Origin of the sequence: Mesorhizobium caraganae (genome assembly GCF_016836705.1) — a bacterium.
Classification (GTDB): Bacteria; Pseudomonadota; Alphaproteobacteria; order Rhizobiales; family Rhizobiaceae; genus Mesorhizobium; species Mesorhizobium caraganae.
The window spans coordinates 1-21,973 of the sequence record NZ_JAFCGY010000012.1; the positions used below are offsets into that span (position 1 = coordinate 1).

Annotated in this window: 19 protein-coding genes and 3 pseudogenes; 3 read left to right on the top strand and 19 right to left on the bottom strand. The window is 64.0% G+C overall.

The window, feature by feature from the left end:
* Positions 1–495 precede the first annotated feature (495 nt).
* The gene (locus JQK88_RS20010) at positions 496–1,176 is read left to right on the top strand and encodes a nucleotide-binding protein (RefSeq protein ID WP_203279197.1); all 681 of its coding nucleotides are present in this window, start codon (positions 496–498) and stop codon (positions 1,174–1,176) included.
* Positions 1,173–1,583: a hypothetical protein gene (locus JQK88_RS20015; protein WP_203279198.1), complete on the top strand. Its 411-nt coding sequence runs from the start codon at positions 1,173–1,175 to the stop codon at positions 1,581–1,583. Before JQK88_RS20010 ends, JQK88_RS20015 begins: the two co-directional genes overlap by 4 nt.
* A gap of 118 nt (positions 1,584–1,701) precedes the next feature.
* On the opposite strand, the gene JQK88_RS20020 is transcribed toward JQK88_RS20015, so the two are convergent.
* From JQK88_RS20020 to JQK88_RS36310, 17 genes and pseudogenes are all read right to left on the bottom strand, one after another.
* Positions 1,702–2,043: a hypothetical protein gene (locus tag JQK88_RS20020; RefSeq protein WP_203279199.1), complete on the bottom strand. Its 342-nt coding sequence runs from the start codon at positions 2,041–2,043 to the stop codon at positions 1,702–1,704.
* A 56-nt stretch (positions 2,044–2,099) separates the two neighbouring features.
* Positions 2,100–2,423 (bottom strand): DUF736 domain-containing protein, encoded by a 324-nt coding sequence (locus JQK88_RS20025; protein ID WP_006205585.1) that lies wholly within the window; start codon positions 2,421–2,423, stop codon positions 2,100–2,102.
* A gap of 715 nt (positions 2,424–3,138) precedes the next feature.
* On the bottom strand, positions 3,139–3,672 hold the full coding sequence (locus JQK88_RS20030; protein WP_203279200.1) for a hypothetical protein: 534 nt from the start codon (positions 3,670–3,672) through the stop codon (positions 3,139–3,141).
* 197 nt (positions 3,673–3,869) lie between these two features.
* Positions 3,870–4,373: a GNAT family N-acetyltransferase gene (locus tag JQK88_RS20035; protein ID WP_203279201.1), complete on the bottom strand. Its 504-nt coding sequence runs from the start codon at positions 4,371–4,373 to the stop codon at positions 3,870–3,872.
* On the bottom strand, positions 4,374–4,658 hold the full coding sequence (locus JQK88_RS20040) for a type II toxin-antitoxin system TacA family antitoxin (protein WP_031255614.1): 285 nt from the start codon (positions 4,656–4,658) through the stop codon (positions 4,374–4,376).
* Between the two features lie 207 nt (positions 4,659–4,865).
* Positions 4,866–5,807 carry a DUF2493 domain-containing protein gene (locus JQK88_RS20045; RefSeq protein ID WP_203279202.1) on the bottom strand — a complete coding sequence of 314 codons (942 nt, stop codon included), beginning with the start codon at positions 5,805–5,807 and terminating at the stop codon, positions 4,866–4,868.
* Positions 5,808–6,053: 246 nt separating this feature from the next.
* Entirely contained in the window at positions 6,054–7,124 is a 1,071-nt protein-coding gene (locus JQK88_RS20050) for a DUF7146 domain-containing protein (RefSeq protein WP_203279203.1), read from the bottom strand.
* 13 nt (positions 7,125–7,137) lie between these two features.
* Positions 7,138–11,595: a strawberry notch family protein gene (locus JQK88_RS20055; protein WP_203279204.1), complete on the bottom strand. Its 4,458-nt coding sequence runs from the start codon at positions 11,593–11,595 to the stop codon at positions 7,138–7,140.
* Positions 11,596–11,728: 133 nt separating this feature from the next.
* Positions 11,729–12,151, bottom strand: a complete 423-nt coding sequence (locus tag JQK88_RS20060; RefSeq protein ID WP_203279205.1) for a hypothetical protein — start codon at positions 12,149–12,151, stop codon at positions 11,729–11,731.
* Positions 12,148–12,426: a hypothetical protein gene (locus JQK88_RS20065; RefSeq protein ID WP_203279206.1), complete on the bottom strand. Its 279-nt coding sequence runs from the start codon at positions 12,424–12,426 to the stop codon at positions 12,148–12,150. Before JQK88_RS20065 ends, JQK88_RS20060 begins: the two co-directional genes overlap by 4 nt.
* 691 nt (positions 12,427–13,117) lie before the next feature.
* Positions 13,118–13,897: a hypothetical protein gene (locus JQK88_RS20070; protein WP_203279207.1), complete on the bottom strand. Its 780-nt coding sequence runs from the start codon at positions 13,895–13,897 to the stop codon at positions 13,118–13,120.
* Between the two features lie 73 nt (positions 13,898–13,970).
* Positions 13,971–14,408: a hypothetical protein gene (locus JQK88_RS20075; protein ID WP_203279208.1), complete on the bottom strand. Its 438-nt coding sequence runs from the start codon at positions 14,406–14,408 to the stop codon at positions 13,971–13,973.
* Positions 14,392–15,024, bottom strand: a pseudogene (locus JQK88_RS20080) (DUF1419 domain-containing protein). Before JQK88_RS20080 ends, JQK88_RS20075 begins: the two are co-directional and overlap by 17 nt.
* A gap of 208 nt (positions 15,025–15,232) precedes the next feature.
* A complete protein-coding gene (locus tag JQK88_RS20085; protein ID WP_246749930.1) occupies positions 15,233–15,598 on the bottom strand; it encodes a hypothetical protein in 366 nt (121 codons plus the stop codon).
* Between the two features lie 22 nt (positions 15,599–15,620).
* Positions 15,621–16,096: pseudogene (locus JQK88_RS20090) on the bottom strand (UCP036055 family protein).
* Between the two features lie 73 nt (positions 16,097–16,169).
* The gene (locus tag JQK88_RS20095) at positions 16,170–18,320 is read right to left on the bottom strand and encodes a ParB/RepB/Spo0J family partition protein (RefSeq protein WP_203279303.1); all 2,151 of its coding nucleotides are present in this window, start codon (positions 18,318–18,320) and stop codon (positions 16,170–16,172) included.
* Between the two features lie 879 nt (positions 18,321–19,199).
* Complete coding sequence (locus JQK88_RS36310; protein WP_246749931.1) at positions 19,200–19,619, bottom strand: hypothetical protein; 420 nt, start codon at positions 19,617–19,619, stop codon at positions 19,200–19,202.
* 16 nt (positions 19,620–19,635) lie between these two features.
* On the opposite strand from JQK88_RS36310, the gene JQK88_RS36315 reads away from it, so the two are divergent.
* The gene (locus JQK88_RS36315; RefSeq protein WP_246749962.1) at positions 19,636–20,022 is read left to right on the top strand and encodes a hypothetical protein; all 387 of its coding nucleotides are present in this window, start codon (positions 19,636–19,638) and stop codon (positions 20,020–20,022) included.
* Here JQK88_RS36315 and JQK88_RS20105 read toward each other — a convergent pair.
* Positions 19,997–20,339: pseudogene (locus JQK88_RS20105) on the bottom strand (DUF2958 domain-containing protein); the annotation flags it as partial. The gene JQK88_RS36315 and the pseudogene JQK88_RS20105 sit on opposite strands and share 26 nt — an antisense overlap.
* A 183-nt stretch (positions 20,340–20,522) precedes the next feature.
* Complete coding sequence (locus JQK88_RS20110; RefSeq protein WP_203279304.1) at positions 20,523–21,719, bottom strand: DUF932 domain-containing protein; 1,197 nt, start codon at positions 21,717–21,719, stop codon at positions 20,523–20,525.
* Positions 21,720–21,973: the final 254 nt, after the last annotated feature.

Sequence of the window (21,973 nt, forward strand, 5' to 3'; positions counted from 1 at the left end):
AAGAGAGACAAGCTGCCAGAAGAGAGACAAGCTGCCAGAAGAGAGACAAGCTGCCAGAAGAGAGACAAGCTGCCAGAAGAGAGACAAGCTGCCAGAAGAGAGACAAGCTGCCAGAAGAGAGACAAGCTGCCAGAAGAGAGACAAGCCGATTCACAAGCCCAGCCGTCAACGGCAGCGGCCCGGTCGCGATGTTTTCATCGTGACTTGGTGTAATGTGTCTATGATGCGTTGAGGACTTGTTTCCATGTTAACATGGAAACAAGCGAGCGGTTCGCAGGCCCGAACAGTCCGCCGGATCCGTTCCTCAAAAAGATGGCAGCCCCGTAATGATTGCACCCCTGAGCGAGCCTTATCGGTGCGCGCCTGGGTTGCCAAACCAGTCTTCCCCGTTGACTATGTCATCATGTTTCGACCGAGATATCGTTCCATGTGTCCATGATGACTTGTCTCCATGTTAACATGGAGACAAGGAGCCAACGCCGGAAGGAGGCCCCCATGATCATCTCCGCTGCGATCCCAAAGGGGGGCACTGGCAAATCGACGATGCTGCGCACCCTCGCATCCGTCGCGCTGCATCGGGGTTATTCGGTCACTCTTATCGATGGCGATCGGCGGCAGAACATGAACCGCTGGTTCCAGATGCTGGGTGACGCTGGCAATCGCCCCGACAGCCTGCAGCTGGTGAGCGCGATGACCCCGCAGGAAATCCTTGACGCCGCAGCCATTCACAACGGTGAGCGCTCCGTCGTATTGATCGATACGGAAGGCACCACAAATGACAACCTCATGGCCGGGCTCTTCGCGGCCGACATTGTCGTCGTGCCAGTCTACTTTGCCCTCGACGACGTGACCGCCGCCATCCAGATCACCGACCACTACATTCCGCTGGCGGTCGAGAGCCGGGGTAGACCGCTGCCTGCGATATTCGTGCTGACCAAGCAGACCATCATCGATGGCAGGGCGCGAGCCCTGACCGAACTGCGCGCCATCATCCAGGCCAACGGGACGCCGATTGCAGAACACGTCCTCCACAATCGTGTTGCCTACCGCGACCTACAGACCGGGCAGACCCTTTACAGCCCTGCGGTGCCCGATGCGAAGGCGGTTGCCGAGAGCGAAGGGGTCTTTGACGACCTGCTGCAAACCTTCATCGAAGCCACAAGGAATGCGGCATGAGTGAAAAAACCGCACCAAAACACGGTGACGACAAGAAAGCCCGCATGATGAAGGCGATCTCCACGCAGCCGCCGGCGCTGCCGAGCATGTTCATTTCATCACCAAAAAACGAGGGGCAGAAGCTGGAGCCAAATGCCGGATCGGCCATGTCGCAGACGCCTGAGCCGGCATCGGGTGCAACGCCTGACTTTCGCAAGCTGCTGCGGCAGGGTCAGAAAAAGGATCCCATCGCCGGCAAGAAGATTCGCGAGGAGGAGATGGTCCGCTGCGGCTACTATCTGACGGCCGTGGAGCAGCGGCAGTTCAAGTTGCTGGCGATCAGCAACGGGCACAGCATGACCGAGCTGCTGCGAAAGGCCGTGCAGGATTATATCCGAATTCATAAGCACAAACTGCCGACGGAATAATCGGCGGTTTGGAGTCGCTGTCGCATGCTGTGACGGCTGATATTCGTGGCTCTTTTGCGACGCGCAAAAAAAGGGCCCGCGACGGAGCACTCCGTCGCGGGCCCTGAGATGTGTTTGCCTACTTGGGTTGGTTGGGGTGTTTCAGCAGTACCCCGAGGATGCCGTCCCGGTCCGGACGCCCGCTGGCTGCCGCTTTGTCGTCGACCAGCTTTGCAGCCAATTTGGGCGACAGCGGCATGAAGTCGTAGCCGTGTGAGATGGCTGCGTGGCGAAGATCCTCAAGCGCTTCGAACGCGCCATCGCGGGTGCCAAGCCAGAGCGCGGGCTCGTCGGTTTCTTGGTGGGGGAACGCTTGCAGGAAGTAGGTCCGAAGCGGTGGATCGTAGCCGATGATAGCGTTTGGATCCGAGCGGACTTGTCCGGTGACGGTGCCAGTAACAGTGATGGTGTAGCGGCTCATTGCAACCTCCTTTTGCCGGTGGGAGCCGGCCCCTTGCGGGGCCGGCTCCCGATGCCTCACTGGGGGTTGTTCCAGAGGATGACCTTCTTGTTTTCCTCGCCACCGGGGGCGGGAGCGAGGTTGCCGAAGATCACGCCGATCTCGGGGGCTTCCAGCTTGACCGAGAGGTATTCCTCTCCCGAACGCTGGGAGATGCGGTGCCAGCCGGCTCCGATCTCGAAGCCCGTGCGCTTGTTGACGATTCGGTAGTCGGGCGCGTCCTCGCGCGACTTGTTGGTGTTCGGGATGAGGGTGATCGGGGCGTTGACCCGGAGCGTGGCAAAGACGCCTTCCATCGAGCCGTCGGCCTTGGTGGTGAGGTTTGCGATCGTGGTGGCCATGGTAGTTCTCCTTCGGTTGCATCGGGACCATTCCCGATGGCGCCAAAGGAGAGGGCCGTCCTGCTGCGGTCATCTCGGCGAAAATTCTGGAAAATTCTATTTGCCGAAAAAGTGCGGGCAGGCCCTTCGCCTGCCCCGCAGACAAAAACAGAAATCGAATTTTCCTGAATATTCGCCGAGTGTACCCCCACCGGGGGTTGACCGCACAAAGCAGGCGGTCGTCTACAAAGGCGACATGAAACGGGAATGGTCCTGGATGCGGCAGATGGACAAGAACTCAGGCCGCCATCGCTTGGCCGCCCGTGCAACGCTGCCGGATCGCCGGCATGCTTGCCGCGCACCTCTCGGGTCATGTCATCTGCGTCGTCGATACTTCGAGCAGCAGCCTGGCGTGTGAACCGCCTTGCGCGTTCGGGCTGGCGGCATAGCGGTTTCGAGATCGGAGCTGACTGGCAGCGAACTTCTCGCCCCTCGGGGGCGATGCCTCGCAGCCAGGTTGGATGACCAAGCAAGCCAGGATGTTCGGCACGCTTGCACCCGCTTCAGATGCGAGACGGGTCAAGATGATCATCCTGCACAACGCCCCCATGCTCTGCGCATGGGCCGGTTTCGAAAGGGGCCGGCCCCGGCCTTCATACAAGCGGAGTTGGGGCGCGAGTCCGGATCAAGCATATCGGATCGGACCCGCCGGGCTGTCGGCGGGACCGCGCCTACATCATCCTGGCAGCGCCAGACGCTCGTCCGGCGTCATGCGGGCTTCGGCTTGCCGGCGAATGTCCGGACCGGCATGGCGGAGCATGGCGCACCAGTCTTCCACATTGTATGTGGTCGCCACGCTGCCCTTGGTCAGATCGTAAATGACGCACGGCTTGTTCGCGATGGCGAGCCGAAGCACGTTGACGGCCGTGCCGGGTGATGCGCCGTCCCAGACCATCATGCCAAAGTCGGCGCGCCGCGCCATCTCCCGGTCTTTGGCGGCGTTGACCCCGTATCCTTCGGCGCTCTCAGGAGAAGGAACATGGTAGGCGGCCCAGTCGCCCAGATTGTTGCGGGGTTCCTTGCCGGCATGGAAGACCCCCACATGCTCGTACTTGTAGCCCGCGAGCAGGCCCTGCACCTCGGCATCGGCTCCCGATGCATCGCCAATCAGCACGCCGTGCTCGGCAGCAACGATTGCGCCGATGCGAGTGGTGGCAGGTTCCGGCAGCTCGAATATCTCGCGTGATCCACCTATGAATATCATCGACATCGTGACTTCCTTTCTCTCCGGGGTCCCCCGCCCCGCTCGAGCCGCCCTCTCCCTCTGGCCCTGCGCGAGGGATCGTCACCGAAGGTCGAGACGGCGAAGCCGGCTCGAGGAGCTGCCGAACGCCGCGAGTAGAGCCGGCCGGCCGCAGGCCGGCGCGTCCAGGCCCTGCCCAAGTCCGTGGCGCTGCGCGCCGGAAGCTAGTGGCCGGCCAGCCAGAGGCTGACGTCCTGGATCGAGCGCGTCAGGATAGACGGGTTGTCCCGCGACGGGACAAAACCCCAGCTCTGCCAGTAGCGCTCGGCCTCGGCGTCGATCGCCCGCACCACCACCGCGCGACCGCCGACGATGTCGGCGCCGGCGATGCAGCGATGCAGCGCGTCCTTGACCAGGCCCCTGCCGATGCCTTGTCCGGCATAGCGATGGTCGACGGCGAGTTGTCCAATCAGCAGGCAGGGGATCGGATCGGGCGGCCGTCCGGTGCGGATGGCGCGCGGTGCGCTGTTTGGCTGGATCACGCCCGGCGCGAGGCCGTAATAGCCGACGACTGTTCCGTCGTCGTGAACGACCAGGACGCGGGTAAACCTGCGGGGCTGGTTCGTTCGCGCGAAGCCGGCCAGCCAAGCGTTGAGCGCCGGCTTGCCGCAATCGAAGCTGTCGAGGCGGTGCGCGTCGTCGAGGAGTTCGATGCCTGAAAGCGCCACCTAGCGGTCCCAGGGCGGGGACCGACGCAGCCGCTCGGCCGCCTTCGGCGGGGGCGCGGCGGCGGGGGCTGAGATCGCCTGCATGAAGGCGTCATAGGCTTCCGGGGACACGCGGATGACGGTTTCGTTGAGGATGGCCGCCTGCGCCTCGTGGAGTGCTGCGCGCCGCATGAACTCCGTGCGCGACAGGCCGAGCAGCTCGGCGCCGCGGTCGATGATGGTGAGATCATCGTCGCGAAACCGCATCGAGACGGGTGTTTCCTTCCTCGTGGCTGTGGTGGCCATGGCGCGCTCCTGTGCTGCGGACGTATATACGTCTATGTAACGCGGAACGCAATACCACGTTGCGTGGCGGCACGGCCCACCGCACCGATACGATCCGTGAAGTCGGAGGGTGCCGTGCTTCCAGCGCGGGCTTTGCTGGCACTTCGCGCGGGCCTGAACCCGACCGCGCGGTCGGGTTCGATGGTGCGGATGCGAGGAAACCGGCGCTCACGCGCCGCCCTCCGCGAACCGCCAGACGGGGATGCCGAGCCGACGGGCCTTATCGGCAAGGTTGTCGGTGATGCCGGAGCCGGGAAAGACGATCAGGCCGTAGGGCACCACCGAGAGAAGCTGGTCGTTGCGGCGGAACGGAGCGGCCTTGGCGTGACGGTTCCAGTCCGGCTTGAAGGCGATCTGGGTGACCTTCCGGTTCTCGGCCCAGCAGGCGGCGATGCGTTCGGCGCCGCGGGGGCTGCCGCCGTGGAGCAGGACCATGTCGGGATGCTTCTCGCGGGCCGTATCGAGCGCGTCCCAGATCCGGTCGTGATCGTTGCAGTCGAGGCCGCCGGCGAAGGCGATCTTGGTGCCGGCCGGGACGAGCACCTCGGTTTCGGCGTGGCGGCGGGCGGCGAGGAAGTCGCGGCTGTCGATCACCGCTGCAGTCATCGCCTGGTGGGAGACCTTGGAGCCGGTGCGCGGCCGCCATGCCGATCCGGTTTGTGCCTCGTAGAGGTCGGCGGCCTCATCGCGCATGATTTCGAGCACGTTGCGGCGCTCGATATAGGTGATGCCTTCGGCCGTGAGCCGTTCCAGCTCGACGGACTTCACCTCCGAACCGTCCTGTTCCTGCTGGCTCGAACGCTGGGCTTCCTCATTGCGGTCCAGGCTTCGGGCGACGCGCTCGGCGGCACGGTGGAAGACGTTTGTGAAGGACCAGAGCAGGTCGTCGAGATCGGGTTCGAGCCTGGTGTCGCCAAGCATGCCGGCGAAGGTCTCGACGATCCCGGCAAGGCCGGCCCGGATTACCTCGTCGTCGGGAAGTGGCCGAGCATCAGGTTCGTCCTGATGCGGACGATGGCCGTACATCTGCAGTTCGAGGATGACGCGATCGGTCGGCGAGGAGGCGTGGTAGGGCTCGTAGCCGTCGTCGAAAGGAAGCTCGTAGGTCATGGCGTGTCTCCGTCGGTTGTGGCCGCGCCTATTGCGGCCTGACAGCGCTCCCCGGCCGCGCCCCGGGCGCGGCCGCACCGAAGGCCGGAGCGCGAGCGGAGGACGGCGCAGCCGTTGCGGCGGTGACCGGGGCGTGGCAGGGGTGCCTCTCGGACAGGCCGCAGGCGCGGCCTCTTCCGGCGGACCGCCGCCATGCCGGCAGGCCTTCCGGTGACGCCACCCCTGCCCGCCTGCCGCTCCGGCCGTTCATCCGGGCGGCAGGAAAAGACGGGCATCCTCCGGGACGAGCTGATCGCTGAGCCATGCCGCGAGATGGGCGGGGCCGAGATGGCGCAGATCGTCGTTGAAGTCGCCGAGCTGCGGCCGCAACACCAGGGCGAGGATCCCTGACTCGCCTGCGCGCTGGCTGAGACGCTCGATGCCGTGCCGGCCGGCGGCGTCGGCATCGGCCGCGATGTAGAGGCGACGGCAGCCGGCCGGGAAGGACAGGCCCGCAAGGTGATTGGCCGAGGTCGCGGCGGCCACAGGCAGTGCCGGCATCACCGTGCGCAGCGAGGCCATCGTCTCGAACCCCTCGCCGGCGGCCATGACCGGGACGGGCGCACCGGGCTCAAGGCCAAGCCATATGCCGTTGCCCAGCAGGTGACCAAGCGAGCGGCGTGGATCGGCGAGCTGCGCCTTGCCGACCTTGCCGCTCGGGTCCAGCCCAGAGGACAGGTAAGTGCGCTGCAGGCCGGTGATCTGCCCGTTGAGGTAGGTGACAGCGGCAATCAGCGCAGGATGAGTCTGCTTTTCGCCCGACACGAGATCCCTGTAGTAGCAGCCGGGATGGAAGCGCAGGGCACGCTCATGCGTCGAGAGCAGAATGCCGCGGCAGGCAAGGTATCGTTCGGCCAGCGTACCGGCGATCGGCTGCGACATGGCGAACAGGCGACGCGCAGCGTCGGGAGAGCCGCGTACCGCGGCAGGCTGGCGCTGCGCGCCAAGGGGCTGGGGCTGGGCCTGGGGCGGTGGCAGCGGCATGGCGAGGAAGCGACGTGCTTCATCCGCGACCTCACGGAAGTCGACCAGACCACAGCTCTGCTCGATGACGTCAAGCAGGTCGCCATATTCCCCCGACGACTCGTCGACCCATTTTCCGGCTGCCTTGCCGCCAACCGCCTTGAGCCGCACATGCATGGAACGGCCGCGCGTGTTGCGGACATCGCCGACCATCCAGTAATTGCCGGAGCGATGGCCGTTGGAGAGATATTCGCGGCACACCGCCTCGGCATGTTCGCCAAGGCGGTGCGCCAGTTCGGAGGCCGAGCAGGTCATGATCGCCTCCCCCTCAAGCCGCTGCCGTACGGTCGGTGACGCCGACCAGCGTATGGCGGTCGAGGAGCGCGGCGAGCATGGCGGACCCTTGCGCAGACGTCGGGATGAACAGCCGGAGCTTCCAGGAGATGATCTCGGAGATCAGCCCCAGCGCCTTCAGCCGGGGGACCATCGCGTCGGTGAAGCCGATCAATTCGACACGGTAGTCGTTCATGACCTGTCTGCGGCGCAGGATCAGGCCATCGGCGAGTTGCAGTCCGATCCTGCCTTCCACGAGCCCAGCCCAGGCATCTTCCGGCGCGAGCGTTGGCACATCGTCGAGACCGAGATTGCGGAACATGGTCGTGACAAGGGTCGGCGCAATGTGACGACCGATGATGCGTTCGCCGGCATCGGTCTGGATCCGGTAGACCTGACAATCATGATCCGGCAAGCGCCGCCAGATCGGCAACAGCAGACCCGTCACGATGTGGAAGGTGCTGGTGGTGAACTCCGGGACGGCGGCGACTTCTGCCTCCCACAGGTCGCAGAACAGTTTTCGGTCGGCCGGCTGCCAGTGGGTTTCGGCAAGGGCGTCGAGACCGAAGCGCACCTCGTCTGTCGGCCGCAGCAAGCGTACGCGGTGCTCGACTGTCCCGTCGTCGAGCATCAGGCTCGCCGTCGGCAGCCGGATTGCCGCACGGCTGGAACGGGCGTTCACCAGCAGAACCGATTGCGGGTCCGCGCGGGAAATCGCCAGTGCATCCACCAAGCCGAGTGGGCGGATGCAGTCCTTGCGCGCGACCGTCAGCACATGCGACTGCGCGCCCGAGACCGGATGCATGTAGACGGTGCGACGATCGGTGACGACGATGCTCTCCGCCGCAATCGTCTCCAGACCTTTGTCAAAGGAGCCGGCAGCGATCGCGCCCTCGACCTTCGCCGTCATCAGTTGCTCGAACACTTCGAACAGCAGGTTCTGGGTCTCGATGCGCAGCGCCAGCAGGCGGTTGAGCCAGGTCGTGATCGGCGGCAGCTCGTCGCGCAACCCGCCCTCGTCGGTCGTTAAAGACAGCCCGGTCACGGTCTCGAAGGTCGTGAGCGAACAACCTTCGATCTTGCCCTGATGCAGCAGCATGTAGAATTGGCGAAGTGCGGCCCGCGCGTACGGGCTTTCGAGATTGTCCTCGGCACGGAACAGCCCCGCCCCGCCAGTCTGGCGCTGGCCGCGCGTGATGGCGCCCAGCGTGTCGAGCCGTCGTGCGATCGTCGACAGGAAGCGCTTGCCCGCCTTCACATTGGCGGCCATGGGCCGGAACAACGGCGGTTGCTTCTGATTTGTGCGGTGGGTCCGTCCGAGACCCTGGATGGCGTTGTCGGCGCGCCAGCCGGCCTCGAGCAGATAGTGCTTGCGAAGCCTCTGGTTCCTGACCCCGAGATCGGCGTGATACGAGCGGCCGGTACCGCCGGCGTCGGAGAAGATTAGTACGCGCTTGTCGTCATCCATAAAACTCTGGGTCTCGGCGAGGTTGGCCGAGCCCGAGCGGTTCTCGACGGCCAGCCGGTCGATGCCATCGCGGCCGGTCTTCTTCACGATGCGGCGCGAGCGGCCGGTCACCTCGGCGACGGTGTCGGTGCCAAAGTGATGGAGGATCTGGTCGAGCGCGCTACCGACCGGCGGCAGCGATGCAAGTTTTTCGATCATCTCGTCGCGCCGGCGAACCGCTTCCCGGCACTGGACAGGATTGCCATCTTCGTCATGGACAGGCCGCGAATAGACGTTGCCCTCCGCGTCCGAATATTCTTCGAACAGCTGCGTTGGGAAGGAGTGCATCAAGTACCCGCCGACGTACTCGCGCGGCGTGACGTCGACATGCAGATCCGACCATTCCTCGGTCGGGATTTCGGCAAGGCGTCGCTCCATCAGCGCTTCGCCGGTCGAGACGATCTGCACGACCGCCGAATGATCGTCGGCGAGGTCCTGCTCGATCGCGCCGATCAGGGTCGGCGTCATCATCGAGGTGATGAGATGGCTGAAGAAGCGCTGCTTGGTGCTCTCGAAGGCTGAGCGTGCCGCCGACTTGGCGTTGCGGTTCAGCGTGCCGGCCTCGCTGGTGATGTTGGCCGCTTCGAGAGCGGCGGTCAGGTTGTTGTGGATGACCTGGAAGGCGTCCGCATAGGAATTGTAGATGCGGACCTGTTTCTCGGTCAGCTCATGTTCAAGCAGGTCGTATTCGACACCGTCATAGGAGAGCGAGCGCGAAGTGTACAGGCCGAGCGACTTAAGGTCACGGGCGAGCACCTCCATCGCGGCGACGCCGCCATCCTCGATCGCCGCGACGAATTCAGAGCGGTTGGCGAACGGGAAATCCTCGCTCCCCCAAATGCCGAGGCGTTGCGCGTAGGCCAAGTTCTCGACGGCGGTCGCGCCCGTCGCCGAGACATAGACGATCCGGGCATCGGGAAGCGCGTGCTGGAGCCGCAGGCCTGCCTTGCCCTGCTGCGAGGGTGCGACATCGCCGCGCTCGCCTTTGCCGCCCGCCGCGTTTGCCATGGCATGGGCTTCGTCGAAGACGATGATGCCATCAAAGTCCTTACCAACCCAGTCGATGATCTGGGCGATGCGAGACTTCTTGCCCTCGCGCTCCTGGGAGCGGAGTGTGGCATAGGTGGTGAAGAGGATGCCTTCGGCAAGGCGGATCGGCGTGCCCTGTCGATAGCGCGACAGCGGCTGCACGAGGAGTTTTTCCTGGCCAAGTGCCGCCCAGTCCCGTTGAGCGTCTTCCAGCAGCTTGTCCGACTTGGAAATCCAGATCGCGCGGCGGCGCCCCTGCAGCCAATTGTCGAGGATGATGCCGGCGACTTGCCGTCCCTTGCCGCATCCGGTTCCGTCACCCAAAAACCATCCACGACGGAAGCGGACGGCGTTCTCGGCACCTTCTGGCGCGGCCGAGACGACATCGCAGGTCTCGTAAACCGTCCAGGCGCCGGTGAGATGGCCGCAATGGGCTTCGCCCGCATAGATGACGCTTTCGAGCTGGGAGTCCGACAGCAGGCCCTCGTCGATGATCGCATCAGGAAGAAGCGGTCGATAGGAAGGCTTAGGCGGCGCGACGGCGGCCATTGCGGCCGACTGCACGAGCGGCGTCGGATGCGGCTTTGCGCGGGGAATGTCGATCGACTGGAGCGCGTAGGGTTCGTAGATCGTGTCGGTGAGCCGGCCGCCCTCCTCCGGCATCCAGTCGCGCAGCTCATAGGCAAGCGCGACGCCAGGCGTGCTGCTTGCCGTGACCGGACGGGCGGGCTTTGCCCGGGCAACCGGGCGGACCGATTGGATGGTCTTCAGAGCAGCTGTTGAGACAGCGACGGGTGCGGCTCTCGCCTGCGATCGGGCGCCCATACGCATGGCGGCATTGCGCAAGATGCCATTCGACAGCGCGCCGATCGAATCCGGAAAGCCGCCCGGTGTGCGAGGCGGCAGATCGGATATCCAGGAGAGCAGCGTCCCAACATCCATAGCCTTGCCGGGCGCCGGGACGAAGCCGGTCGGGTCGGTAGCAGGAACTTTGTCGATGATGGTCAAGCGGGTCTCGGCCGTTGTCCCATGGCGGGCGTAGACACGGCCGTCGATTGCTGCGGTAAAGATGATGGTGCCCTGCTCCTGCAGCCGTTCGAAGGCGGCCCGCCATTTGGGGTTTTCGGGAGACAGCCCGGTGCCGGTGATGGCGACCAGGCGCCCGCCGGCGCGCAGGCGTGCGAATGCGGAAGAGAGATGCCGCCATGCCGCATCGGCGACATGGCCGTCGACATAAGCGCCGACGCTGAAGGGTGGATTCATCAGCACGACGGAAGGCTCCATGGCCGCGTCGAGATGATCGTCGATATGGGCGGCGTCGTGCCGCGAGACGGGGATGCGGGGAAAGAGCAGGCCGAGGAGATCGGCGCGTGTCACGGCAAGCTCGTTGAGGGCAAGCGAGGCTCTGGCGATCTCGGCATGGATGGCGAGCAGCCCGGTGCCGGCGGAGGGCTCGAGCATTAGATCGGAGGAAGACATTGCCGCGGCACGCGCTGCCACGAAGGCGAGCGGCAGCGGTGTCGAGAGCTGCTGCATGGCCTGGCTTTCGTCGGATCGGCGGGTGTGGGTCGGGGCGAGCTGCACGATCCGTGTGATCATGGCGAGTGCCGCCTGTGGTGATGCCGAGCGTGACAGGATCGCCGGTCCGAACTTGCGCATGAACAGGATTTGGGCGATTTCGAGCGCCTCGTATGCATCCTTCCAGACCCAGAGACCTTCGGCGTCCGTGCCGCCGAACGCCTCGACCATCACGCCACGAAGCATGGGGCTGCTGATGGACTGGCCGCGTTCCAGATAGGGCAGAAGCTGACCTGCGGCCTGCAGGATCGCAGCGACACGGTTCACGGCGTCAGGTGCAGGCGTCGCAAGGGGGGTGGCCGCCGGGGCGGCGGCCGATGCGGGAATGACGATGTTCATGGAGATGTCCTTCGCGTGAGGGAGTGAGCGCCCCGCCAGCACGCGCTCTGCGCGCCGGCGAGCCGCAATCCTCCCGGCCCCGCTCTCCCTCCAGCGACGGGGAGAGAACTGGCGAAGGAATTCCTTGGGAATGTTATCTGAAGGCTTTGTCGGGCCTGGGGGACAGCGGTGGAACGTCCGGTGCGATCTCCCGTGCCTCGAGGATGAAGCGGTCGAGGAGACGGCGCAGATCGTCCTCACCCTGGGCATCTTCGATCTGGAGCTCCGAAAGGCGCGAAATCAGCGCCGCCGCTTTCGGAAACAGTCGCTGTGCGCCTTCGAACTCGATCGCCTCGGCGATCTCGTTGCGGCCTTCCGCATCGATGCGGTCGATGTAGGAGATCAACCCCTCGCGGCGCTCGTCGGCTTCGAGCGTTTCCGGAAAGCTGGCAGCGGACATCATTTCACGCGCTATTTGCGGTGCGATGGCGATTGCGTCGGCATCGCTGTCGGCGTCGATCGCCATGCTGTCCCAGCACCGAAGCCAGAATCGAAGTTTCACGACATATTCCGTCATTGCCCTGCCTCCCGGACCTTTCGGCTGGCCTCGGGAGTGACCGCTGGGGGGATCGTGTCGGAGAGGTCAAGGACAACGGTGTCATCCTCGATTGTGTAGGATAGCGCGCGCATCAGAATGAGCCGCGCATGCTCTTCCGACAATCCCGGCCATGTCTCAGTGACGATGCGCAGCATGACGGCGCGGTCTCGCGGAAATGCGTAGGCATTAATTGCCCAGGAGATAAGGCCGGGGGCATGGACGAGCGAGCTGGATCCGAGTCTGTAGGTCGGCATGGGAACCTCTTTGAGTCAGGTTGGGAATGGGAAGGCAGTGTTCTGGCCGGTGTCGGTCCGGTGCGAGCGCCAGCTAGAGACGTCGGAAGGTTTGTTTCTCGAAGGCCTGCTATGGCCGGCAACCACGAATGTTCCGGTCCAACGTCGATGTGCAGCGTTCCTTGATCGCAAACTGGTCGTCGCGGTGGATTGGCGAATGAACGGCGACTTGCCCGTGTAGCGGGCTTGTTCGGCGGCGGTATGTTGATATCCCCCGGGATCGTTGGTTGTGCCTTGGGGGCGTCGATGCCCCTGTCGACGGGGTAGGCAGGTCTGGGCCGAAGGGTGAGACTACTGAGCGGGTGTCGAGTGCCTTGTCGTCGTTCCTGAGCTGGTCGGCCAAGGCGAGGAAACGAGTGCGATCTGCCTCCGTGCGTTTCACGCGGAAAGCGTCATCCACCACGGCGTTCACCTTCGGCCAGTGGTTCCACGCGAAGCTTCGCCCAAGGCCGACGGAGGTGTTCGAACTCGGGAACTGGTCGGCATTGCGAACCAGTTCTTCCCAAGTCGCGCCGAACTCGACTTCGTTGAATCGGCTGTGACGTCCTTCTCCCTGGTTAAAGCCCCGCTTGCGCAGGCCGAAAAATGCGAAAGCCCGGCGAGGCCGGGCATCGAGAGGCGGTTTGTAGAAGTTGAGAGATCCGATGGGTGGTCAGATTCGCTGATCGTTCGAGGACTGGTCGATCACGTTGTCCAGCCAGTCGGCGGCGGCTCGTGCTCCCGCCTCTCCATCGGCCCCATTGCGCGGTTTGGCCGCGGTTTCGGCATGGATCGCGTTTCGGGCCGCCGCGGGGACAGCCAGGATCGCGTTCATGACCTCATGTGCCGCATCCTTCGAGACGAAGTCCCCGATGGCGGTATGGGCGCCGGCGTCAATTCCGTAGAGCGACCAGAAGGTGCGAAACTCTTCCCTGGACGCTTGTGCCGTCATGAGAGCGGCGGCGTAGTCCTGTTCATCGGCATAGGAAGCGATCTTTCGATCGCTTTCGATGCAAGGCCGCACCTCATAGTATTCGAAGGCGAGCGCGGTTTGCATTGTCGGCGAAAGATGCTCGCGAAACGCTGTCTTCGTCGTTGCGCCATCCGGCTGCGTGACCGCGCCGGAATTGAGATCGGCGCCGCAGTCCGCGCATATGTCGTCGCCGCGGTTCCAGTGGCTAGACGGGCAGTTCTCCGGCCTATGCGTGAAGCTCGCACCGTGCTCTGCTTCGTCGTCGCGCAGATAGGCCACCGTGATTGGACCGCGCTGCTGACGATCGGCGATCAGGTCCTCGGCGGAGTTCCAGAGGATGATATTCGACACGCCGGACTGTTCGCCGAAACTCGACTGGGCGAGATCAGCGGCGACGAAATGGTGATCGACGGGACCGGGCTCGGGTGTGTATGCCTCCTCGTCGATGACGAAGGCGGCGAAAAAGACCTTTCTGGCCATGGCGGTTTCCTTTCCAGAATGAATTACGATCGCCGAGAGCCGATCGACGTGGCAGCGCGTACCGGCAATGCGCCTACGTGATCAGGATGGTTCTGAAGCGCTGGGCTTCAGCTGATTGAGCACGGCCGACGACGAACACTTCGTCTGAATTCGCCTCGAACAGCATCAGAATGCGGTCGCCGACCGCGACACACTCGTTGAGCCAGTGACGATCGGAACCGCCGTATTTTGCAACGCGATGGGGCGGCACATAGACGATCGTCCAATGCGACAGCGTCTCGCCTGTTGGCGCGGCATAGAAATACTCCTTCAGCTCTATGACAACGCCGCCGGTGTTGTAGGAGGTCGCCACCCTGTCGCCGGGTCGAAGGAGATCGGCGACAGTCGGTGCGCCCGGCGCCGTGCGCCGATATCGGCGGCAATCTGGCGCTCCGAGGCCGGCGGTGTAGGTGGAGTGTGCCTCACTGGTCGGCTTGCCCGCCGATGGCGGCTGCTTACGCTGGCTCCGCATCGTTGCCGCCTCCCCTTCTGGCGTTTCGTGCACGGATCGCCGGCATGCGGCTGTCGATCTCTTCGTCGGACAGATCCTCCAGGAGCATAAGGACGCTTCCCTGCCCGCCGGCATTGACCAGGATGGTCCGCTTGCCGTGATGTTCCGGCGGCCAGGCATCGGGATTGGCTTCGCCGGCGATGCCCTTGAAGTCGGCATGCGTCGCGGACCAGATCGCCTCAAGCTTCTCCTCGCGCGTCATGCTGTCGACCGCGCCCGTCTCATGGGCGATGATGGCGGCACGCATCGCATCAGGACTGCGTTTGTCAGAGAGGTCGCAAAATCCGTGGTACCAGCGTTCGCGCTCGCGGATCCTGATCGCGAAAAACACGCTGGTCACGTTTCCGGCCTTGTATTCGGAGATGCCGAACATTCCGCTGCGCTGAAACAGTGGCGGCAGCAGACCGAGCATGAAATGATATTCCGCACCTCCTATCTCGAACCATTCCGACGCTTATGGTTTGCCGGACAGGGGATCGACACCGGGAGTATCGCTGTGACGATTGAAGAGGGCGAAGATCTGCTCTCGCGTGGCGACGCCCTCGAAGACTTTTCGGAAGGGTGGATGATTGGACATGACTTGCTTCCAGACGAGCCGAGCCACCCGCTCGCGACATGCCGCGGGCGGTGGCGATCGGCGGATTGATGGATTGGTGGCGCCGAACGGCGCGGAGCCTGTTCTACGAGCAACCGTCAGGCAGCGCCGCGGAATTCGGACGTGCTAGAATCCTTCCGCCCGACGCCGGTGATGGCGCGGGCGGCGGCCGCGAGGGCTGGAATGTCGTCTAACATGGTGAGGCGACGAAGTGGTTCGGGCCGCCGCTATAATCCTTGCGGCTCCTGCAGGTCCGGATCAGGATACCGTGGCCCGAGGGCAGGCCGAACTGGCTGGCCTGGATGTAGGCGTGGTCATGGTGCAGGGTGACTTCACCTGACACTGCTATGCCCGCCCTGTTTGAGCGCAGATCAAAGCTGCCCGGTGGCAGGGCAAGTTCGGCGGCGAGTTTCTTCAGCCGCGACCGTGCCGTCGTGTGAAAACGTCTCTTCTGCTGCTCGTCATAGGAGCAGCTTCTGTTCCAGTCGAAGATGTCGATCTCCATGAAACGGAACAGGCCCGGCGCGCGCTCGCGCGACCCCGGGCCTGTCGTCATTAGGTTCTATGCGGTGAAGCGGTCAGGCGGCCGTGCGGCCCTCGATGAAATCGGCGCCGACCTCGTCGGCGGAGACCTCCTCAACATAGGCCCGGCTGTACGAATTGCTGGCGAGCCAGCGTTCGGCTGCCTCGCGGTTCTCTGCGAGATGCAGGAGCTCCGGGCTGTCGCCGAGGTCCTGCAGAACGCGGACCAAGCCGATTGCTGGACGCTCGACGATCTCGAAACGCAGGTCGCTCTCGACGACCAGGTGCGCCGGACCGAGACGACGATGGTGCCGGCCTGGCCGAAATCGCCTTCGTGCAAGGTGAAATAGGCCGGCGAGCTATAGGTCGCCCGCGATCGTGGCGGCTCCTTCCTGACCAGGCGGCCGGTGCCATTGCGGCTTTCCCATGCGACGACCTTTTTTGTGAAGCGGGCCGGCGGCTTCGGGGTGCGGTCGGTGTAACGGACGAGGCTCCCCAACGGGGCAGAATCGTAGATGATATGGGCTGACATGCGGATCTCTCCATGTCGGAAAACGGAAAGGGCCCGGCGGAGATGCCGGGCCCGGTGCGGAGCAGGAGACCGATTATTCGGCGGCCTGGAGGTGGTCAGCCTCGTCCCCGGTGCCGATCGTGGACTCATCGCTGGATGGATCCGCATCGTCCACGAGGAAGGCCGGCAATTCGGCATCGCCATCGCGGTCGGCATCGTCCGGCTCATCGTCGGTGACGGTCTCGCCGGCATCGGCAACCGCGTCGTCGACATCGAGACGCAGCGGCTCGGCCAGCCAGTTCGACCCTTCGAGAAGGCGAGCAGCCTCACGTGCCATCAAGTCCTTCTTCATGTGGTCGATCAGCTGTGCGGAGTCCTCGCCGCGCGCTTCACGCACCGCCTCAACGATCCGGGCCTTGGTGACGCGGCCGAGATAGTTCTCGACGGTGGGCTCCCAGCCGGCCGTGACCATATCGAAGCCGAGCGTGTCGGCGACTGCATCGGCATGGGCAAGCGCGCCCGGGCGCCTGTTCCAGGGCTCGACGACTGCGTTGAGCGCGAGCGACGCGCAGTGCGCGAACAGCGCCTTGCGGTTCGCTTCATCGAGACCGAGCAGGAAGTCCCAGAGATTGTCGCTGTCGGGCATATCCCTGTCCCAGGCCTCGTGCCGCTCGGCGATTTCCTTCGCCCACGGGGTCTCGGCTAGGTCTTGCACCTGGCCGAAACTGTTGCTTGTCATGCTGATCTCGAGGCAGCTGTCCTTGGCGAACCTGAAGAACACCTGCAGCACGAGTGCATGGAGAACTGCGACGAAGGCGATGTCGACGTCGCTGGCGAGCGCGTTGCGCAGGGCGAGCGTCTTCTGCGCGGTGAGATCGAAGACGAGGCGATCGGGCAGCGGCTTTATGCCTTCATCCTCGGGTTCTTCTGCACCGTCGGATGTACCGTTCACGGACCGACCGTTGACGACAACGCCATTGCCGCTGTCAACCTCGGACTGTGACGCGTCGCGATCCTCGCTGTCGCCCTCCTCGTCGTCATCGTCTGTCTCGACCCGCGGTTCGTCCTCGGGACGGACAAAGCCGGCTTCGATCTGCATCTGGCCGTTGGCGCCGAGCGTGACAAACGCTCCGGCGATAGTCTTCTGCGTCGGATCGTAGACATGGCGACGATCGCTGAAGCCGTCGAGTTCGGCGCCGAGCTGATCGAGCTTGTCCTCGATCTCCTGGTCGGCCTCCTCCATCTCGGCATACTTGGCGTCGAGCGCGTCATACTCAGCCTTGACCGCGTCGTAGCGGGCGATCTCCTCCGCGTTTAGTTCCTCGGGCTCGGCGTAAACGCGCCGCATGCCGGAGGTATGGCCATAGGGGAAGCTGATCGCCGCCTCGACCCACTTCCAACCGTCGGCGCGAACGGTCTCGGCGTCCAGCTTCAGCTTATCGAAGACCAACTGCTCAAGAAGAGCTGCATCCTGGAACCAGCCCCCGGAATCCTGCTCGAACAGATCGCGCAGGACAACGCCGCCCGCAGCCTCATAGGCTTCGGCGCCGACATAGACCGCCCGGCGATCATCGGCGCGAACGGTAGTCTCCGTCAGCAAGCGCCTGATGTAGTAGGGCTCCTGCATGTTCGAGTTGTTGGAGATGCGCTCCCAGACCTGCTCCTGACGCCCATGGTCGTCGGAGACCGAAAACGCCATGATCTGCTCGAGACGGATTTCATCCTGTTCGTAGAGCTCGAGCAGCTTTGGCGAAACTAAGGCGAGTTTCAGCCGCTGCTTGACGGTCGCCGCCGACACGAAGAACCGTGCGGCGATCTCCTCGACATCGAGGCCCTGGTCGCTGAGGGCTCTAAACGCCCTGAACTGGTCGAGCGGATGCAGATTCTCGCGATGCACGTTCTCGGCAAGCGAGTCCTCTTCGGCCGAGGTTGTTGCGCTGCGGTTGACAATGCAGGGGATCGGTTCGTTCTTTGCCAGACGCTTCTGCTTGACCAGAATGCCGAGCGCCAGATACCGACGGCCGCCGGCGGGCACTTCGAAGGTGCCGGTCTCCTCTCCGTTTCCGTCGAGCACAGGACGAACGTTCAGGCTCTGTAGGAGCTTCCGCCGACCGATGTCCTCGGCGAGCTGCTCGATGGTTACGCCGTCCTTCACCCGGCGCACATTCTCCTGCGATAGCACAAGCTTGTCGTAGGCAATATTATCCGAGGGGTTCATTGCGATCTTCTGATTGGCCTTTGCCATGATTAGGGTCTCCATGACGGGCGGCCCGGGGCCTCTCCCCGAACCACCAAACCCGTCAGGAACCCTCCCTCCGCCCTCTGCCTCTCGCGGCGCCGCGCCGGCGCAGGCGGCGGCCTCAACGCGGCTCGGTGACATCGGGGCCGGCTCGGACTCGCGGCCGACGGCGATCAGCGGGCCGCACAGCGTCAGTTGCACCACGACATCGAACGCCACACTCCGGCTGTCGATGATCGGGAGGTTGGCGGCGATGCATTGGTCCTTGATCGCCTCGCATCCATAGCAGGAGAGCATCGCGCCATCGCGATAGTGCAGGGTGAAGCTGCCGCCGCCGATGGAGTGGTGACGGCCTGGCGTTGCTAGAGCGGCAGCGATGTCGGCGGAATAGTCTGTGACGGGTTTCGGTTGCAGCATGAGGGGATCTCCGAGACGGCTGGCGGGAGGGTCCCGCTGGAAAGCCGTCATGGGGAAAGCCACCCCCTCGGATGGAAGGGATGGCCGGTGCTGTTGGATGTTGGTCCGATAACAGGGACCAGCCGCCTACAGCGGCGAAAAGCTCGGTCGCCGCATGTCCAACTGGACCGGGGCGGATGAGGAAGCGTTTCTCCGAGTCCTCGACCGGCTCACAGACAAGGCCACGACGGACCTCGAGCGACTGCGCCGCAAGGTCAAGCCGCCAGGACGCGGCGATCGAGGTGATCCGCCGAAAATACCGCGTCAAAGCCATGCGCGATTGTAGCGACGCATTTTCGGGCGCGAGCTGATCGTCTCTGCCTCCGCACGGATCGCGCAGAGACCGTTCGAGCTCGTAAAGATTGTGGCGCGTTTCGCGCAGCCGGGCTTCCATCCGGGACAACGCCGTGCAGGCTTCAGGATGGCTCATCATTGTGTGTCGCCCTCCCGCTCGCCGGGAAAAAGCTTTGCGACGCGACGCACGATGACGGGACGGCTGTCGGCCTCCCGGGCGAGGCGGCGGATCAGCTCGAGTTCGACATCCGGGCAGTCGCCGCACACCTCGAGATCGATCCAGCGACCGGCTCGCCCGACATGGGAATCGCGAAGCCGGTGGCTGGAGGAGGAATGGTAGCTCTCATGCGGATCGTTGAGCCTGATGCGCGTGCGTAGGAAGAGGATGCCTGAACCGAGTTTGCCGCAGAACAGGAACTCGTCGGCCGGCGTAGTCTTCGGGCCGCAGCCGATTTTTCGATGGCCGATCTCGCGGAAGGCTTCGTCGAAGCTGGACGGATCGGGCGTGACGGGCGCTTGCCGTCGAAGACCCAGGGCGGCCGATGGGATCGACACCGCCGACCGCGATCTGATGAAGCAGATCGAGCAGATAGGTGGGATCAGCCGGATAGGGGCAACTCCGCCAGACGTTGCGTATCGTCCGACGGAGCGGATCGGAGAGCGCAAAGAGCCGGGCACGGGCTTCGCGCCAACGGGCGGCGCGCTGGGCGCGCTGCTCGTGTTCTTGCTCTTCCCACCAGACGTGCCGGCGGGTCTTTTCTTCCTCGAGGCTGTGCTGTCGCGCGGCGATCATCTCGGCGAAGAGCGGCAATGCCTCGCGCTCGAGGCGCTGCTTGCGCTTGAAGGCGGCGCGTTTGCGCGATGTGTCCCGATAGGGTTCGGGTTTCGGCCAGGGACGGAAACGCATCAGGCCCCCTCCCCGGTCCAGGCCGAGCGGCATTGGAAAGGATGCGGATAGCTGTGGTGATGCTGCCGGTCTCACGCGCAGCTTCGGAGAGCGGGCACACGGCGGTGAAGAAGATATCGCGCTCGATATGCATATCAAACGGCAGGCTGAGCGCAGCGAGTTCTTCGAGACTGAACGATCCCAAATTCCGGCGCATCGTTAAGCTGCGCCAAGCCGAACAATATGTCGCCGTCGGACTCGAGCTCGGTAGCGAGCCAGGTGCCGATACCGACCGGATTGAAGAACTTGACCACTGGAACGTGGTCGCGACTGGGCTGGCGGCCATTAGCGAGAAGCTGTTCACGCTGATCAGGCGTCAGCAAGGGCATGGGGGTTTGGGCGGTTTCGCGCATGGGTCGTGCTCCGTGACGGGCGGCCGAAAGCGAGCCTATCGACCTCCTGGCCCGTCACGACGAAAGGCGCCGCCCTCTTGGCTGTGAGGACGGCGCCTTGGAGCGGCGATCATGAGAAATCCGGCAGTGCGATGTGCGGGATCGCCGGCCAGGTCAGGATCAGTGGGTGAGGTCGAGGAGCTTCTTGGCCTTGCCTTCCATCTCGAGGCGCACGTCCTGATTCTGCTTGTCGCGAGCGACACGGGTGATGCCCTGCACGAAATCGAAGACCGATGCCGGCGGATGGCCTTCGTCGGTGAGCACGGCATCGATGATCTTCGTGGTTTCACCCTTGGAGAAGCCACGCTTGCGCAGGAAGGTGGTTCGGTCGTCATCGTCGCGTGCGACGACGCGCTCGCGCGCTGCCTTGATGCCGTTGATGAAGGGCATGGGCGAGGATTCGGCGAACTGGATCAGTGCCGGCTCGGCTTCGAGTGCAAAGCGCGAGGCGGCATATTTGGAGTGGCGGATGCTGATTTCCTGGAAATCCTCAACGCCCCACAGATTCCTGTTGCAACACACTGCACGCAGGTAAAAGCTTGCAATTCCAAGGGTTTTGGAGCCCACCTCGCTGTTCCAGGCGTAAAATCCGCGGAAATACAAATCGGGTTCGCCATCGGGCAGCCGGCCAGCTTCGATCGGGTTCAGGTCATCGACCAGGAATACAAAGATGTCGCGGTCTGAGGCATAGAGCGTCGTCGTGTCTTTCGAGATATCGACATTGGGGTTGTAGATGCTGGTCGACCAGTCGAGTACGCCCGGCACCTTCCAGCGCGTATCGCCGGTTCCGTTGCCGGCGATCTTCTGCACGGCCTCAACCAGCTCATGGTCGAAAATTCTCCCGTAGTCCGGGCCCGTTACTGCTCGAAGCTCAAGACGGCCGTTCTCGATTTCCAGCGTCTTCACTTGTTCAGCCCGATGCGAGGTCAGGCCGTACTGCAGATTGATCGCGGCGAGCGGGGCCGGGAGTTGGCGCAGATAGGTGGCCGGCGCGCCGACCAGGCCGGCTAGCTGACCAAAACTCCAGTGCGTGGGCGCAACCGGTGCCTCTGCATCGGGTAGCATGAGCATGAGGCGTTCCGCGTCGTCGCGGCTGGCTTCGACGCGGATCCTTTCGCTTTCGACAATGCGCGTGCGGCTGCGCTGGGACCGGGCCCTCACCGAATCCCGGAGGTCGCTGAGGGACAGGTATCGCTCGTCGGCCGGGCGGTTGAACCATTCCGACGACACGCGGCCGACACGCTGGCCGCGGCTCACATCGACCTTGTAGCCTGCACGTATGTTCCGCGTTGGCGATTGAATTTCCATCTGTGTCATGGGTTTGCTCCACGGCGGACGCCGGGAGCCTCTCTCCCGGACGATCGCCCGCCACCGCAAGCCCCGCCTGCCCTCTTCCTCTGCTGGCCGGTCCGCCGACAATCGAAGCGCCGACAGTTCGGCCGCGGCTGCGTCACGGGTGCGAGCCCGAAGGTGAAGACCGGCTGCAGCTCGGGTTACCGCCGCAGCCCGGTCTCGGCGTGAGATGCCCAAACTCGGTATCAACTGCAGGTAACCCGGTTGGCGTCTCCGTT

What these genes read in the sequence shown, in the direction of transcription:
- JQK88_RS20010 (WP_203279197.1), top strand. Translation starts at nt 496, where the DNA reads ATGATCATCTCCGCTGCGATCCCAAAGGGGGGCACTGGCAAATCGACG.
- JQK88_RS20015 (WP_203279198.1), top strand. Translation starts at nt 1,173, where the DNA reads ATGAGTGAAAAAACCGCACCAAAACACGGTGACGACAAGAAAGCCCGC.
- JQK88_RS20020 (WP_203279199.1), bottom strand. Translation starts at nt 2,043, where the DNA reads ATGAGCCGCTACACCATCACTGTTACTGGCACCGTCACCGGACAAGTC.
- JQK88_RS20025 (WP_006205585.1), bottom strand. Translation starts at nt 2,423, where the DNA reads ATGGCCACCACGATCGCAAACCTCACCACCAAGGCCGACGGCTCGATG.
- JQK88_RS20030 (WP_203279200.1), bottom strand. Translation starts at nt 3,672, where the DNA reads ATGTCGATGATATTCATAGGTGGATCACGCGAGATATTCGAGCTGCCG.
- JQK88_RS20040 (WP_031255614.1), bottom strand. Translation starts at nt 4,658, where the DNA reads ATGGCCACCACAGCCACGAGGAAGGAAACACCCGTCTCGATGCGGTTT.
- JQK88_RS20045 (WP_203279202.1), bottom strand. Translation starts at nt 5,807, where the DNA reads ATGACCTACGAGCTTCCTTTCGACGACGGCTACGAGCCCTACCACGCC.
- JQK88_RS20050 (WP_203279203.1), bottom strand. Translation starts at nt 7,124, where the DNA reads ATGACCTGCTCGGCCTCCGAACTGGCGCACCGCCTTGGCGAACATGCC.
- JQK88_RS20055 (WP_203279204.1), bottom strand. Translation starts at nt 11,595, where the DNA reads ATGAACATCGTCATTCCCGCATCGGCCGCCGCCCCGGCGGCCACCCCC.
- JQK88_RS20060 (WP_203279205.1), bottom strand. Translation starts at nt 12,151, where the DNA reads ATGACGGAATATGTCGTGAAACTTCGATTCTGGCTTCGGTGCTGGGAC.
- JQK88_RS20065 (WP_203279206.1), bottom strand. Translation starts at nt 12,426, where the DNA reads ATGCCGACCTACAGACTCGGATCCAGCTCGCTCGTCCATGCCCCCGGC.
- JQK88_RS20070 (WP_203279207.1), bottom strand. Translation starts at nt 13,897, where the DNA reads ATGGCCAGAAAGGTCTTTTTCGCCGCCTTCGTCATCGACGAGGAGGCA.
- JQK88_RS20075 (WP_203279208.1), bottom strand. Translation starts at nt 14,408, where the DNA reads ATGCGGAGCCAGCGTAAGCAGCCGCCATCGGCGGGCAAGCCGACCAGT.
- JQK88_RS20085 (WP_246749930.1), bottom strand. Translation starts at nt 15,598, where the DNA reads ATGACGACAGGCCCGGGGTCGCGCGAGCGCGCGCCGGGCCTGTTCCGT.
- JQK88_RS20095 (WP_203279303.1), bottom strand. Translation starts at nt 18,320, where the DNA reads ATGGCAAAGGCCAATCAGAAGATCGCAATGAACCCCTCGGATAATATT.
- JQK88_RS36315 (WP_246749962.1), top strand. Translation starts at nt 19,636, where the DNA reads ATGAAGCAGATCGAGCAGATAGGTGGGATCAGCCGGATAGGGGCAACT.
- JQK88_RS20110 (WP_203279304.1), bottom strand. Translation starts at nt 21,719, where the DNA reads ATGACACAGATGGAAATTCAATCGCCAACGCGGAACATACGTGCAGGC.